The organism is Streptomyces sp. NPDC048718 (genome assembly GCF_043198875.1).
In the GTDB taxonomy this organism is placed as follows: Bacteria; Actinomycetota; Actinomycetes; order Streptomycetales; family Streptomycetaceae; genus Streptomyces.
In genome coordinates, this window is record NZ_JBICVG010000001.1 from 457,582 (window position 1) to 473,158 (window position 15,577).

7 protein-coding genes are annotated in these 15,577 nt (G+C 72.6%); 1 reads left to right on the plus strand and 6 read right to left on the minus strand.

Annotation, left to right across the window (positions count from 1 at the left end):
- Positions 1-450: 450 nt before the first annotated feature.
- On the plus strand, positions 451-1,794 hold the full coding sequence (locus ACGFRB_RS02180) for an MFS transporter (protein WP_393237828.1): 1,344 nt from the start codon (positions 451-453) through the stop codon (positions 1,792-1,794).
- 82 nt (positions 1,795-1,876) lie between these two features.
- Here the strand turns inward: ACGFRB_RS02180 and ACGFRB_RS02185 are convergent, their stop codons facing one another.
- The 6 genes from ACGFRB_RS02185 to ACGFRB_RS02210 form a co-directional block, all read right to left on the minus strand.
- Positions 1,877-3,913, minus strand: a complete 2,037-nt coding sequence (locus tag ACGFRB_RS02185) for an Ig-like domain repeat protein (protein WP_393237831.1) — start codon at positions 3,911-3,913, stop codon at positions 1,877-1,879.
- Between the two features lie 222 nt (positions 3,914-4,135).
- Positions 4,136-6,436 (minus strand): Ig-like domain repeat protein, encoded by a 2,301-nt coding sequence (locus ACGFRB_RS02190; RefSeq protein ID WP_393237834.1) that lies wholly within the window; start codon positions 6,434-6,436, stop codon positions 4,136-4,138.
- A gap of 302 nt (positions 6,437-6,738) precedes the next feature.
- A complete protein-coding gene (locus tag ACGFRB_RS02195; protein WP_393237837.1) occupies positions 6,739-8,763 on the minus strand; it encodes an Ig-like domain repeat protein in 2,025 nt (674 codons plus the stop codon).
- A 213-nt stretch (positions 8,764-8,976) separates the two neighbouring features.
- The gene (locus ACGFRB_RS02200; protein WP_393237840.1) at positions 8,977-11,025 is read right to left on the minus strand and encodes an Ig-like domain repeat protein; all 2,049 of its coding nucleotides are present in this window, start codon (positions 11,023-11,025) and stop codon (positions 8,977-8,979) included.
- Positions 11,026-11,233: 208 nt separating this feature from the next.
- Positions 11,234-13,249: an Ig-like domain repeat protein gene (locus ACGFRB_RS02205; RefSeq protein WP_393237843.1), complete on the minus strand. Its 2,016-nt coding sequence runs from the start codon at positions 13,247-13,249 to the stop codon at positions 11,234-11,236.
- A 217-nt stretch (positions 13,250-13,466) separates the two neighbouring features.
- Positions 13,467-15,545, minus strand: a complete 2,079-nt coding sequence (locus ACGFRB_RS02210; protein ID WP_393237845.1) for an Ig-like domain repeat protein — start codon at positions 15,543-15,545, stop codon at positions 13,467-13,469.
- Between the last annotated feature and the right edge of the window lie 32 nt (positions 15,546-15,577).

Here is a 15,577-nt window from a genome sequence, read left to right on the forward strand (position 1 = left end):
CTTTCACTCGGTGGGGTGAACCAGAAGAGCGGGTGGAGTAGCCGGGAGCACGGCGGGTCAAGACTCAGGATGTACGGGACGGAACGACCCCTTTCCCCGCATACGTGTTGCCTGGTTGCTGCTCTGCATGTGGTTTGTGGTTTGTGGTTCGTGGCGGGGCACGGGGTCGCCGCCGTCGTCCGTCGATGTCGTCGATGCCGTCGACGTCATCGGCACGTGCGTCTCTCAGGGATGTGACACACACCGGGTGAGGGAAAGGAGGCGATACGACGTATCGCCCGGGACTTTTTTGGCGGGACGGCCCGTCGGCCATCACTGGTCGGCGGGCCGTTCTGTTTCCGCGCCGGGCCCGCCCGCGCACGTCTCACCAGGCCGCCGAACGGGTGCGGATCACGACCCCGTGAACAAAGCGTTTCCCCTGCCCGTCCCCGGGGACCTAGCGTCGGCCGGGTGACCGGAACCGCAATCGGATACCGACAGATCCTCGGCGTGCCGGGCATGGCGTCCCTGCTGGGCGTCTCCTTCCTGGCCCGCACCGCGATCACCGCCGACGCCATGGCGCTGACGATGTACGTCGTCCTCGGTCTGCGGCTGAGTTACGGGGCGGCCGGCGCCGTCGTGGCCTCGCTGACCGCCGGTCTGGCGCTCGGCGGACCGCTGCTCGGCCGGGTGATCGACCGCCGGGGGCTGCGTCCCGTGGTCCTGGTGACGGTCGTCGTGCAGGCCGTGTTCTGGCTGGCCGTACCGGTCCTGCCGTACGGGGCGCTCCTCGCCGCCGCCTTCGTGGCGGGCGCGCTGATGGTGCCCGCGTCGTCGGTGACCCGGCAGGGGATCGCCGCGATGACGGCGGCCGGCCAGCGCCGGGCCGCGTTCGCGCTGGAGTCGGTGCAGGGCGAACTCTCGTACATGGTCGGTCCGGCCGTCGTGATCCTCTGCGCCGCACAGACGTCCCCGGGGAAGGTGGTGTGGGGTGTGGGCGCGGCCATCGTCGTCGGCGGCCTCGGGATCGCGCTCCTGGACCCGCCCCTGCGCGCCGCGTCCGAGACGGCGGATCAGGACCAGGGACAGGATCAGGGACAGGACCAGGGACAGGATCAGGACCGAACCCAGGTGGACACCGGCGCGGCGGCGGAAGCGGCGGACCCTCGCACCGGGAAGGCCACAGGCGCGGGCACGGGCGCCGTCACCGGTACGGGACGGCCCCGGCGGCGGGAGTGGCTCGGCACCGGCATGATCGCCGTCCTGGCGATGGTGCTCGGTACGACGATGCTGCTCGGCGGCGTCGACCTCGCCATCGTCGCCACCCTCCAGGCGTCGGGCCAGGTGGCGTGGGCGTCGGCGGTCGTGGCGGTGCTCGCCGTCGCCTCGGTCACCGGCGGACTGCTGTACGGGGTGCGGGCCCGGCCGCTGCCGATATGGCTGCTGCTCGGTCTGCTCGGGCTCGTGACGGTGCCCGCCGGGCTGGCGCGGGACTGGCCGTGGCTGTGCCTGGCCGTCGTCCCCACCGGCTTCCTCACCGCGCCGACGCTCTCCGCGCTCGCCGACGCGCTGGCCCGGCTGGCACCGCCCGGCGTACGGGGGGAGGCGATGGGGCTGCACTCCTCGGCGCAGAGCGTGGGCTTCGCGCTCGGCTCGGCGGTCATCGGGGTGGCGATCGACGCCTCGGTCCCGGCGGGCGGCTTCGCGGCGGCCGGGCTCGCCGGTCTCGGCGCCGCGCTGGGCGGCTGTCTGCTGGCCCGCCGCGCCCCGCTGCCCCGGCACGGCGCGCCGGAGACCGCGAAGGCCAAGCTGTAGCCGCAGCGGACGTGACCGTGCCCCGCTCCGACCGAGGTGTCGGGAGCGGGGCACGGTGATCAGAACGACAACGGCGCCTGGATTACGCGGACTTCGCCGCCTTCTTCCCCCGGCCGTGCGCGTAGCCGTCGGAGCCGGCGCCGGAGTCGTAACCGGCGTCGTAACCGTCGTGGCCACCGTCGCCGTTGCCGGTGGTGACCTGGATGGTGGCGGTGGCGGTGTCGCTGGTGATCGTGTCGCCCTGCGCGTCGGTCGCCGTGGCCTGAGCGGTGTTGGTGACGGGGCAGGTGGTGCCGTGGTCGCCGTAACCACCGTCCCCGCGCCCGTTGTCCCCGCGCGGGCCGCACACCGCGTCGGCTTCGGTGACGACGTACGTACCCCGGCAGCTCGTGCTCTCCCCGGGCGCGAGGGTGGTCGTACCGCAGTCGACGTCCGTCACCCGGTCGTCCGTGACGGCCACCGAACCAAGCGCGGATTCACCGGAGTTGGTGACCGTGTACGCGTACTCCACCGTGTCCCCGACCTCGAACGGGCCGCTGGACGTGGCCTGCTTGGTCAGGTGGAGCGCACCGGCCGGCGCCTGCTCGATGGTCACCGTGACCGGCTCGGAGGTGGAAGCGGGGCAGGTGTCGTCGCCCTCGTAGTGAGCCGTGATCGGGTGCGTGCCCAGCGGCAGGGCCGAGGTCGTCAGGATCGCCTCGCCGCTCGCGTCCAGCGGGGCCGTGCCGATCGGGGTGCCGTCACTGAAGAAGGCGACGTCTCCGGTGGGGGTGTCGACGTTGCAGGTGACGTGCGCGGTGAGGGTTACCGGTGCGCCCGGCGCGGCCGTGGTCGGGGACGCGGTGAGGGTGGTGGTGCTGGCCGCCGCGTCGGCCAGGGCCAGGCTGTGCAGCTCGCCCGCCGCGAGGGCGGTCACATGGAGTCCGGCGGGGATGAGTGTCTCGACCGGGGTGTCGGTGACGTCCATGGCGCCGTTCCCCAGTTGCCCGTTGAAGCCGTACCCGAAGGCGAGGACGTGGTTGCCGGACGTCAGCACCATGCTGTGGTAGTAGCCCGCGACGACGGACGCGACCCGGGTTCCGGCGGGGATGAGGGGTTCGACCGGTGTGCGGCGATCGGTGGTGGTGCCGTCGCCCAGCTGCCCCCAGGCGTTCCATCCCCAGGCGAGCACTCCGCCCTCGGCCGTCAGGGCCAGCGTGTGCCCGTTCCCCGCGGAGAGGGCGGTGACCTCGGTGCCGGCGGGAATGAGGGTTTCGACCGGGGTGGTCGAGTTGAAGACGAAGGTGCCGTCGCCCAGCTGTCCCGCGTTGTTGCTGCCCCAGGCCAGGACCCGGCCGTCGGAGGTCAGCACCACGCTGTGCGAGTACCCCGCGGTGAAGTCGGTGACCCGGGTTCCGGCGGGCAGGTTCACCTCGACCGGGGTGGTGCGGTTGGTGTGGGTGCCGTCGCCCAACTGACCGGCGGAGTTCGACCCCCAGGAGAGGAACCGGCCGTCGGCCGTCGTCGCCAGCGTGTGATTCGCTCCCGTGGTGAGGGCGGTGATCTCGGTGCCCGCCGGGATGTCCGCGTACACCGGGGTGAGGCGGCTGGTCGTGGTGCCGTCGCCGAGCTGCCCGTACGGGTTGTCGCCCCAGCCGAGGACGCGGCCGTCGGAGGTCAGCGCCAGGCCGAAGTTGGTGCCGGCCGAGATGGCGGTGATCCGGACGCCGGCGGGCAGGTCCACCTCGATCGGGAGGGGCCGGCGGGTGGTGGTGCCGTCGCCGAGCTGCCCGTAATCGTTGTTGCCCCAGGCCAGGACGCGGCCGTCGGAGGTCAGCCCCAGCGTGAAGCGGCCGCCGCCCTTGAGGGAGGTGAGCCGGATACCGGCGGGCAGCTCGACCCGGACGGGCAGGTCGCGGTCGGTCGTGGTGCCGTCGCCGAGCTGCCCGGACTCGTTCCACCCCCAGGCCAGGGCGATGTCGGTGGGGGCGACCGGCGAGGGGACGCGTGGGCTCGCGGGCGGTGCGGCGGCGCTCGCGGGCGGTGCGGCGAACCCCGCCAGATAGAGGGCGGCGGCCAGCATCGCGACCAGAGTGCGCAGCAGGACCCGCGCCCGCCCGTCACCCGGACGGGATCTCATCACATACGAGGGAAGTGTCACGATCCCTTCTCTCGTACGGGCGTACACGACGTCCCGCGCCACTCCCCGGCGTCACTCGCGCGCCGTCCGGAACCACCCGCCCGGCTCCCGTCAGGCTTGCGTCCGGCTCCCGTCCGGCTCCGGCTCGGCTCCCGTCCGGACAGTCCCGTGCCCCGCCCGGGAGGGTGGCCGGGCGGGGCACGGGGGTGGTGAGGGGAGGAGCTACGCGGTCTTCGTCTCCTTCTTCTTTCCGCGGCCGTAACTGTCCCCATGGCTGTCGCCGTAGCCGTCGTGGCCGCCCGTGGTGACCTGGATGGTGGCGGTGGCGGTGTTGCTGGTGACCGTGTCGCCGGCGGTGTCGGCCGCCGTGGCGTGGGCGGTGTTGGTGACCCGGCAGGTCGTACCGTGGCCGCCGTATCCGTCACCGTTCCCGCGTCCGTCGTTCCCGCGCGGGCCACACACGGCATCCGCCTCGGTGACGGTGTACGTGCCGTGGCAGGTCGTGCTCTGCCCGGCGGCGAGGGTGGTCGTACCGCAGTCGACGTCCGCGACCCGGTCGTCCGTCACGGTCAGCCCGTGCACGGCGGAGTCACCGGTGTTGGTGACGGTGTACGTGTAGTCGACGGTGTCGCCGGGCTGGAACGGCCCGGCCGTGTCCGCCCGCTTGGCCAGCGTCAGACCGGAGACCCCCTGCTGCTGGACGGTGATGGTCGCCGTGGCCTGCTCGCTGGCGACTTCCTGGCCGTTCGGCTGGTACGCGGTGGCCTGGGCCAGGTTGGTCACCTCGCAGCCGCCGCCCGCCGCCGGCCGGCACGGGGTGATGTCGGCGGTGGTGATCGTGTGGCTGCCCCGGCAGGAGGCGCTCAGCCCGACCGGGATGGTGGTCTCGCCGCAGGTCACGCCCGTCGCCAGGTTGTCCGTGACGGTCAGGCCGTGCAGCGGGGTGTTGCCGGTGTTCGTCGCCGTGTACGTGTACGCGACGGTGTCCCCGACCTGGAACGGACCGGTGGACGTCGCCTGCTTGGTCAGGGTGAGCGACGGGTTCGGCGGCTCCTCGACGACCACCACGACCGGCGTGGAGACCGAGGCGGGGCAGACGCCGTCCCCCTCGTACCGCGCGGTGATGGTGTGCGTGCCCAGGCCCAGGCCCGTGGTGGTGAAGGTCGCGTCGCCGCTCGCGTCGAGGGCCCCGGTGCCGAGCGCGGTCCCGCCGTCGTAGAAGGTGACGTTGCCGGTGGGGGTGTCGATGTTGCAGGTGACGTGCGCGGTGAGGGTGACCGGGGCGCCGGGGGCGACCGTGGTCGGGACGGCGGTCAGCGTGGTCCTGCTCGAGACCGGCTCGGCCAGGGCCAGGCTGTGCCACCAGCCCGCGGCGATGGCGGTGACGGCGGTGTTCTCGGGCAGGTGCGTCAGGACCGGGGTGCTGCGCTGGATGCTGGTGCCGTCGCCGACCTGTCCCCAGTTGTTGTAACCCCAGGCGTAGACGCGGCCGTTGGCTGTCAGTGCCAGTTCGGTGTAGACGCCGGCGGAGAGGGCGGTGATCCTGACGCCGTCCGGGAGGGCCGTGTACACCGGAGTCAAACGGCGGGTGGTGGTGCCGTCGCCCAGCTGCGCGAAGTTGTTGGCTCCCCAGGCCAGGACGCGGCCGTCGGCGGTCAGCGCCAGGCTGTAGTAGGCGCCCGCCTCCACGGCGGTGAGCCGGACTCCGGTGGGCAGGTTCACCGGGACCGGGGTGGAACGCTGGGTGGTGGTGCCGTCGCCAAGCTCCCCGGAGCCGTTGTATCCCCAGGCGAGGGCGTGGCCGTCGGACGTCAGCGCCAGAACGTGGGCCAGGCCCTCCGAGACGTCGGTGACCTCGGTCCCGGGCGGCAGGGACGCGTAGACCGGCGTGCGGTTGTAGCCGGCGGTGCCGTTGCCCATCTGGCCGTTGACGCCGTCACCCCAGCTCAGGACGCGGCCGTCGGACGTCAGCGCCACCCCGGTCCCGCCGCCGGCGGAGATGTCGGTGATCTGGACGCCGGCGGGGATCAGCACCTCGACGGGCGTACTGCTGTTGTCGGAGGTGCCGTCGCCGAGCTGTCCGACGGCGTTCAGCCCCCAGGCGAGGACGCGGCCGTCGGAAGTCAGCGCCAGGCTGAAGAACTGGCCGGTGTCGATGGCGGTGATCTTGGTGCCCGCCGGGATGTCCGCGTACACCGGGGTGAGGTGGTCGGTGGTGGTGCCGTCGCCGAGCTGCCCGAACTCGTTCTCGCCCCAGGCGAGGACGCGGCCGTCCGAGGTCAGCGCCATGCTGAAGTACCCGCTGGCGGAGAGGGCGGTGAGCTCGACGCCCTCGGGAAGGGCCACATTGCCCGGCAGATAACGGGTGTTGGTGGTGCCGGTCCCCAGCTGTCCTCGGCTGTTGTAGCCCCAGGACAGGGCGAGGTCGGTGGGCGGGGCCTGTTGCGCGCTCGCGGGCGGTGTCGCGAACCCGGCCACGCAGAGTACGGAGGCCAGGGCGGCGACCAGGGTGCGCAGAACCACGCGCGGAAGGGCGCGCGATACGGCGCGCGGGAGGGGCCGCGCCCGTCCCTCGTCCGGGCGGGGTCTCATCACGTATGCGGGAAGTGTCACGACGCCCTCTTTCCCGAACTTTTTCCGATACCCCCCCATTGAGTCGTTTTCCATCCATTTAGTGGGCTATGGGAGGGGATCTGCTTCACTCCCGTGGCGGTACTCGGGCGCCTTCGGGGATGCGGTCGCTTGAGGGGCGGTGTAGAGAGACGCGTGCCCCGCCCGGGAGGGTGTCCAGGCGGGGCACGGGGTGGGGGAAAGGGGGAGGCGGGTTACGCGGTCTTGGCTTCCTGCTTCCGGCCGTTGTCGCGGTCGGAGCCGGAGCCGGAGCCGCTGCCGTAGCCGCCGGAGCCGTAGCCGTCGTGGCCGCCGCCGTCGTCGTTCCCACCGTTCACCTGGATGGTGGCGGTGGCGGTGTTGCTGGTGACCGTGTCGCCCTGGGTGTCGGTCGCCGTGGCCGTGGCGGTGTTGGTGACCGGGCAGGTGCCGCCGTGCCCGCCGCCGTAACCGCCGTCCCCGCGCCCGTCGTTCCCGCTGTCGCGCGGGCCGCACGAGGCGTCGGCCTCGGTGACGGTGTACGTACCGTGGCAGGTGGTGCTCGCTCCGGCGGCGAGACTGGTCGCGTCGCAGTCCACGTCCGCCACCAGGTTGTCGGTGACGGCCACCGAACCGAGCGCGGAGTCACCGGTGTTGGTGACGGTGTACGTGTAGTCGACGGTGTCCCCGACTGCGAACGGTCCGGTGGACGTGGCCTGCTTGCCGAGGTGGAGCGACGGGACCGGTTCCGGTGTCAGGACGGTCACCGTGACCGGCTCGGAGACCGAGGCGGCGCAGGTGCCGTCGCCCTCGTAGTGCGCGGTGATCGTATGGGTCCCGGGGGGCAGCGAGTTGGTGGTCAGGGTGGCGCTGCCGCTCGCGTCCAGCGTTCCCGTACCGATCGGGGTGGTGCCCTCGTAGAAGACCACGTCCCCGGTGGGGGTACCGGCGGTGCAGACGACGTCGGCGGTCAAAGTGACGTCCTGACCAAGCACGACCACGCCCGGGGAGGCCGTCAGCGTGGTCATGCTCTGCGCCCGCACGGCCAGTGCCAGGCTGTGGAGGGTGCCGGCGGCGATGGCCGTGGCGCGGAGGCCGGCGGGCAGGTCCACGGTGACCGGTGTGAGGCGGTCGGTGGTGGTGCCGTCGCCCACCTGTCCGTGGTTGTTCAGCCCCCAGGCGAAGACACGGCCGTCGGAGGTCAGCGCCAGACTGTGGAAGTTCCCCGCGGCGATGGCGACGGCATCGGCGCCGGCGGGCAGGTGCGTCCGGACCAGCTCGTTGCGCTGGGTGGTGGTGCCGTCTCCCAGGCCTCCGAACGTGTTGTCGCCCCAGGCGTAGACGCGGCCGTCGGTGGTCATCAGCAGACTGTGGATCGCCCCGGCGGTGATGGCGGCGATCCCGGGACCGGCGGGGAGGATCTGGACCGGGGAATGGCGGTCGGTGGTGGTGCCGTCGCCCACCTGCCCGGAGCTGTTCAGCCCCCAGGCGAAGACGCGGCCGACGGAGGTCAGCGCCAGACTGTGACCGGCGCCGGCGGCGAGGGCGGTGACCTCGGTTCCGGCGGGGAGGGGCACCTCGACCGGGGTGTGGCGGTCGGTGGTGGTGCCGTCGCCCAGCTGCCCGAACCGGTTGAGGCCCCAGGCGAGGACGCGACCGTCGGAGGTCGCCGCCAGACTGAACTCGCCGTTGTCGCCGGCGGCGATGGCGGTGATCGCGGTACCGGCGGGCAGGTCCACCGGGACCGGGATGATGCGGTCGGTGGTGGTGCCGTCGCCGAGCTGCCCGTACGCGTTCCATCCCCAGGCGTAGATACGGCCGTCGGCCGTCAGCGCCAGCGTGTGGTTGCTGCCCGACGCGAGGGCGGTGATCGTGACGCCGGTGGGCAGATCGACCTCGACCGGGGTGGTGCTGCTGGTGGTGGTGCCGTCGCCGAGCTGCCCGTAGTTGTTGATGCCCCAGGCGTAGACGCCGCCGTCGGCGGTCAGGCCCAGGCTGAACCCGTGCCCGGCGGAGAGGGCGGTGAGCTCGACGCCGGCGGGCAGGTCCACCGGGGCCGGGGTGTGGCGGTCGGTGGTGGTGCCGTCGCCCAGCGCCCCGACCTCGTTCCATCCCCAGCCCAGGGCGATGTCGGTCGGCGGGGACTGCGCGTGCGCGGGCGCGGCGGCGAGTCCGGTCAGGCACAGGGCGGTGACCAAGGCCGCCACCAGCGTGCGCAGCGGGGTCGGCGCGCGGCCCCTGCCCGGACGGGATCGCTTCACGTACGAGGGAAGTTTCACCCCTCCCTTCTCCCGCACCTGTGAACGCGCCTTACTCGCGCCACTCTGCGGTCTCACCCGGCCGCCGTCCGCAACCACCCGCTCGGCCGCCGCCTCCACTGTGGCCGCTGCCGGTAACCCACCGCGCCCCGCCCCGGAGGCAGGCCCGGGGCGGGGCGCGGATCGATGAGGAGAAGGACCTGACCGACGGCCTTCCTAGGCGGACTTCGCCCTCCCGGAGCCGGGTGCGGCGCTGTAGCCGGAGCTGTCGCCGTAGCCGTCGTGATCGCCGCCGTCGCCGTTCTCGCCGCTCACCCGAATGGTGGCGGTGGCGGTGTTGCTGGTGATCGTCTCGCCCTCGGTGCCGAGCGCGGTCGCGGTCGCGGTGTTGGTGACGGGGCAGGTGGTGCCGTGGTCGCCGTAACCACCGTCCCCGCCGCCGCGCGAGCCGCACGAGGCGTCGGCCTCGGTGACGGTGTACGTACCGTGGCAGGTGGTGCTCGCTCCGGCGGCGAGACTGGTCGCGTCGCAGTCCACGTCCGCCACCAGGTTGTCGGTGACGGCCACCGAACCGAGCGCGGAGTCACCGGTGTTGGTGACGGTGTACGTGTAGTCGACGGTGTCCCCGACTGCGAACGGCCCGGCGGACGCGGCGCGCTTGGTCAGGTGGAGCGCACCGACCGGTACCGGCGGCCCCTGGATCGTCACGGTGACCGGCTCGGAGACGGAGGCGGGGCAGTCCTCGTCGCCCTCGTACCGGGCGGTGATCGTACGGTCCCCCGCGGGCAGCGACGTGGTGGTCAGGGTGGCGTCGCCGTTCGCGTTCAGCGGGGCCGTACCGATCGGAGTGGTGCCGTCGTAGAAGACCACGTCCCCGGTCGCGGTGCCGGTGTCGCAGGTGACGTGCGCGGTGAGCGTGACGTCCTCACCGGACAGGGCGGTGGTGGGGGAGGCCGTCAGGGTGGTGGTGCTCTGCGACGCCGTCACCAGGGCCAGGCTGTGCCAGCCGCCCGCGGCGATGAAGGTGGCGTGCGTGCCGGCGGGGAGGAGCGTCCGGACCGGGGTGTTGCGCTGGGTGAGTTCGGTGCTGCCGTCGCCCACCTGCCCGCTGCTGTCGAGCCCCCAGGCGTAGACGCGACCGGAGGAGGTCAGCGCGAGGGTGTGATAGCCGCCCGCGGCGATGGCGGTGAACCGGAGGCCGGCCGGAAGGGCCGTGTCGCCCGGCGTCGGGCGGTTGAAGACGGTGGTGCCGTCACCGAGCTGACCCCAGAGATTGATTCCCCAGGTGAGGACGTGACCGTCCGTCGTCAGCGCCACGCTGTGTCCGATTCCCGCGGAGAGGGCGGCGATCGCGGTGCCGGCGGGCAGGGCCACCGGGACCGGGGTGTGGCGGTCGGTGGTGGTGCCGTCCCCGACCTGACCCCAGGCGTTGCTCCCCCAGCCCAGGACGTGGCCGTCGGAGGTCAGAGCCAGGCTGTAGTAGCCGCCCGCGACGATGGCGACGATGTCGGTACCGGCCGGAATGAGCGTCTGGACCGGCGTGGGGTTGGGGACCGAGTTGGCGGTGCCGTTGCCGAGTTGACCGGACGCGTTGAACCCCCAGGCGAGGACGCGGCCGTCGGTCGTCAGGGCCAGACTGTGGTTGCCGCGCGCCGCGATGGCCTCGATCTCGGTGCCGGCGGGCAGGGCCACCGGGACCGGCGAGTTGCGCTGGGTGGTGGTGGTGCCGTCCCCGACCTGACCGTCCCGGTTCCACCCCCAGGCGAAGAGGTGGTTGTCGGTCGTCAGCGCCAGGTTGTGGAAGTTGCCCGCCGCGATGGCCTTGATCCGCGTACCGGCGGGGAAGTCGACGGGGCCCGGGACGCTGCGGTTGGTGGTGGTGCCGTCGCCCAGCTGCCCGTACTCGTTGTCGCCCCAGGAAAGGACGCGGTTGTCGGACGTCAGCCCGAGAGTGAAGGTGTTGCCGCCGGAGAAGGCGACGAGCTGGACGCCTGCGGGCAGGTCCACCGGCACCGGGATGTTGCTGCTGGTCGTGGTGCCGTCGCCCAGTCGCCCGAAGTCGTTGTCACCCCAGGCGACGGGGGCGGGGTCGGTCGCGGAGGCCGCACTCGCGGGCGGCGCGGCGAGTCCGGCGAGTCCGGCGAGTCCGGCGAGGAAGAGGGCGGTGAGGAGCGCCGTGGCCAGGGTGCGCAGCAGGGTCCGCGCCCGGCTCGCGCCGCCCTTGCCGCCCGTACGGGGTCTCATCAGGTATGCGGGAAGTGTCACGGCGTCCCTCATTTCCCGTAGGGGTGCTCGCGCCCCGCGTCGGGGCGGGATTCCACCCGGTCGGCGGGTTAGGCGGGCCCGGCTTCACTCCCGTGGCGGTGCTCGGGTGTCTTCGGGGATGCGGTCGCTTGAGGGGCGGTGTAGAGAGACGGGTGCCCCGCTCCGAGGGGTCCGGAGCGGGGCACGGGGGTGGGAAGGGCCGGGCTGGTTACGCGGTCTTGGCTTCCTGCTTCCGGCCGTTGCCGTACTCGGAGCTGTCGGAGCCGTAGCCGTCGTGGCCACCGTCGCCGTTGCTCACCTGGATGGTGGCGGTGGCGGTGTTGCTGGTGATCGTGTCGCCCCGGGTGTCGGTCGCGGCGGCCTGAGCGATGTTGGTGACGGGGCAGGTGGTGCCGTGCCCGCCGTAACCACCGTCCCCGCGCCCGTTGCTTCCGCTGTCGCGCGGGCCGCACACCGTGTCGGCCTCGGTGACGGTGTACGTACCCCGGCAGGTCGTGCTCTCTCCGGGCGCGAGGGTGGTCGTGCCGCAGTCGACGTCCGCCACCAGGTTGTCGGTGACGGCCACCGAACTGAGCGGCGCCTCACCGGTGTTGGTGACGGTGTACGTGTACTCCACCGTGTCCCCGGCCTCGAACGGGCCGGTCGACACCGCTTCCTTGGTCAGGCCGAGGGAGGCGCCCGGTTCCGGTGTCAGGACGGTCACCGTGACCGGCTCGGAGACGGAGGCGGGGCAGGTGCCGTCGCCCTCGTAGTGGGCGGTGATCGTATGGGTCCCCGGGGAGGAGAACAGGGCGGTGAGGGTGGCGCTGCCGCTCGCGTCCAGCGTCCCCGTCCCGATCGGGTCGGTGCCGTCGTAGAAGACCACGTCCCCGGTGGGGGTACCGGCGGAGCAGATGATGTCGGCGGTCAACGTGACGTCCTGACCGGGCTGGATCACGCCCGGGAAGGCGGTGAGCGTGGTCATGCTCTGCGCCCGCGCCACCAGAGCGAGGCTGTGCTCCAGGCCGGCGGCGATGGCGGTGACACCGTTACCGGCCGGAAGGAGCGTGGAGATGGGCGTGTGCCGGTCGGTGGTGGTGCCGTCACCGAGCTGCCCGTAGTTGTTGGATCCCCAGGCCAGGATCCGGCCCTGGGACGTCAGTGCCAGAGAGTGCTCGCCGCCGCCGGCGAGGGCGGTGAGCGTGGTACCGGCCGGAAGGTCCACCGGGACCGGGGTGTTGCGGTTGGTGGTGGTGCCGTCGCCCAGCTGTCCGTTTCCGTTGGACCCCCAGGCCAGGAGGCGGTCGTCGGACGTCAGCGCCAGAGTGTGGTGGCTGCCGGCGGCGAGGAGGGTGACCTCGGTGCCGGCTGGCAGGAGCGTCTCGACCGGCGCGTGGCGGTTGGTGAAAGTGCCGTCGCCCAGCTGCCCGACGGAGTTGAAGCCCCAGGCCAGGACCCGGCCCTCGGACGTCAGCGCGAGATTCCACGAGGCGCCGGCGGCGATCGCGGTGACCTCGGTACCGGCGGGAATCAGTACCTCGACCGGCGTGCTGCGGTAGTCGACGGCGCCCGTGGAGGTGCCGATCCCCAGCTGTCCGTAGCTGTTGGAGCCCCAGGTGAACACGCGGCCGTCCGAGGTCAGTGCCATGCTGTCCGTGGCACCGGCGCCGATGGCGGTGACCGTGACACCAGTGGGCAGATGCACTTCGACCGGGGTGCTGCTGCTGGTGGTGGTGCCGTCGCCGAGCTGCCCGGAGCCGTTGTAGCCCCAGGCCAGGACCCGGCCCTCGGACGTCAGCGCCAGAGCGTGTGAGAAGCCGGCGGCGATCGCGGTGGCCGTGACGCCGTCGGGAAGGAGCGTGAAGACCGGTGTGGTGCGCGGGTCGACGGTGGTGCCGTCGCCTGTCTGCCCGGAGTCGTTCGTGCCCCATCCGAGGACGCGGCCGTCGGACGCCAGTCCCAGGCTGTAGTAGCCGCCTCCGGAGACGGCGGTGAGTTCGACGCCGGCGGGCAGGTGCACGTTGACCGGCGTGGTGCGGTGGTCGAAGGGGCCCGCTGCGGTGCCGATCCCCAGCTGCCCGTAGTTGTTCCGCCCCCACGACAGGGCGATATCGGTCGGCGGGGCCTGGAGAGCGCTCGCGTGCGGTGCCGCGAACCCGGCCACGCACAGGACGCCGGCGAGGGTGGCGACCAGGGCACGCAGCAGGGTCCGTGTCCGGCCTCCGCTGCCCGTTCGGGGTTTCATCACGTATGAGGGAAGTGTCACGGCGCCCTTTTTCCCGAACTTTTGCCGGTGCATCGCTTTTTGGTTGATCTCCATCCATTCGGCAGGTTATGGGGGGCTTGCTTCACTCGCGCGGCCGTCCGCGGCAGGGCGGTTGCCCCAGGGGCGGTGTAGACAGATGCGTGCCCCGCTCCGAGGGGTCCGGAGCGGGGCACGGGGGTGGGAAGGGCCGGGCTGGTTACGCGGTCTTGGCTTCCTGCTTCCGGCCGTTGCCGTACTCGGAGCTGTCGGAGCCGTAGCCGTCGTGGCCACCGCCGTTCTCGCCGCGCACCTGGATGGTGGCGGTGGCGGTGTTGCTGGTGATCGTGTCGCCCCGGGTGTCGGTCGCGGCGGCCTGAGCGGTGTTGGTGACGGGGCAGGTGCCGCCGTGCCCGCCGCCGTAACCACCGTCCTCGCGCCCGCCGTTGCCGCGCCCGTTGCTTCCGCTGTCGCGCGGGCCGCACACCGTGTCGGCCTCGGTGACGGTGTACGTGCCCCGGCAGGTGGTGCTCTCTCCGGGCGCGAGGGTGGCGGTGCCGCAGTCGACGTCCGCCACCAGGTTGTCGGTGACGGCCACCGAACTGAGCGGCGCGTCACCGGTGTTGGTGACGGTGTACGTGTACTCCACCGTGTCCCCGGCCTCGAACGGGCCGGTCGACACCGCTTCCTTGGTCAGGCCGAGGGAGGCGCCCGGTTCCGGCGTCAGGACGGTCACGGTGACCGGCTCGGAGACGGAGGCGGGGCAGGTGCCGTCGCCCTCGTAGTGCGCGGTGATCGTATGGGTCCCCGAGGGCAGCGAGATGGTGGTCAGGGTGGCGTCGCCGCTCGCGTCCAGCGTCCCCGTCCCGATCGGGTCGGCGCCGTCGTAGAAGACCACGTTCCCGGTCGGGGTCGCCGCGTCGCAGGTGACGTGCGCGGTGAACGTGACCTCCTCACCGGGCCTGGAGACCATGGGGGAAGCGGTGAGCGTGGTCGTGCTGTTCGCCTCCGCCGCCAGGGCCAGGCTGTGCCAGGCGCCCGCGCTGATGGCGCCGGCGCGGATGCCGGCGGGCAGGTGCACCGGGACCGGGGTGGTGCGGTTGGTGGTGGTGCCGTCGCCCAGCTGTCCCGAGGAGTTGTCGCCCGAGGAGTAGACGGCGCCGGTGGACGTCAGCCACATGCTGTGGTGGGCGCCGGCGGCGATGCCGGTGGCACGGGTGCCCGCGGGCAGGTTCGGCTCGATCGGCGTGGGGCGGCTGGCGGCGGTGGTGCCGACGCCGAGCTGTCCGGACGAGTCGGCGCCCCAGCCCAGGGCGTGGCCGTCGGACGTGACCGCCAGACTGTGGTTGCCGCTGGTCGCCGCGTCGATGGCGGTGACCCGGGTGCCCGCGGGCAGGACCGTCTCGACCGGCGTGGGGGTGGGGGAGAACCTGATGGCGCCGTCCCCCAGCTGGCCGTTGTAGTCGGCGCCCCAGCCCAGGACGCGGCCGCCCGACGTCAGCGCCAGACTGTGGCTGTCGCCCGCGGCGACGGCGGTGGCCTCGATTCCGGCGGGCAGATCCGTCTCGACCGGGGTGGGGTTGGGCTCGACGCCGGTCGTGCCGTTGCCCAGTTGCCCCCAGTAGTTGTAGCCCCAGGCGAAGACGCGGCCGTCGGAGGTCACCGCCAGGCTGTGGTACCGGCCCGCGGCGATGGCGGTGGACTGGACACCGGCCGGAAGGAGCACCTCGGCCGGCGTCGGGTGGGGGTCGTTGTCGGCGGTGCCGATCCCCAGTTGCCCGGAGTCGTTCCACCCCCAGGCGTAGACATGGCCGTTGGAGGCTACCGCCAGGCTGTGGTTGGTGCCGGCGGAGATGGCGGTGGCCTTGGTTCCGGCGGGCAGGTGGACCTCGACCGGGCTGGTGCGGGTGGTGGTGGTGCCGTCGCCCAGCTGCCCGGACGAGTTGAAGCCCCAGGCGTAGACATGGCCGTCGGAGGACAGCCCGAGGCTGAACTGGTGGCCGCCGGAGACGTCCGTCAGCTTGACGCCCGCCGGGAGGTCCACGTCGACCGGCGTGGGGTTGGGGTTGTTGCCGCTCTCCGTTCCGTTGCCCAGCTCCCCGGTGTAGTTGCTGCCCCAGGCCAGGGCGGTGTCGGTCGGCGGGGCCTGCCGGGCGCTCGCGGGCGGGGCGGCGAGTCCGGTCAGACAGAGGGCGGCGAAGACGGATGCGGCCAGGGTGCGCAGAGCGGTACGCGGCAGAGTCCGCGCCCGTTCCCCGGAACCCGTACGGGATCTCGTCGCGAAGGAGGGAAGTGTCACGGCGTCCCTCATTTCCCGTAGGGGCGCTCGCG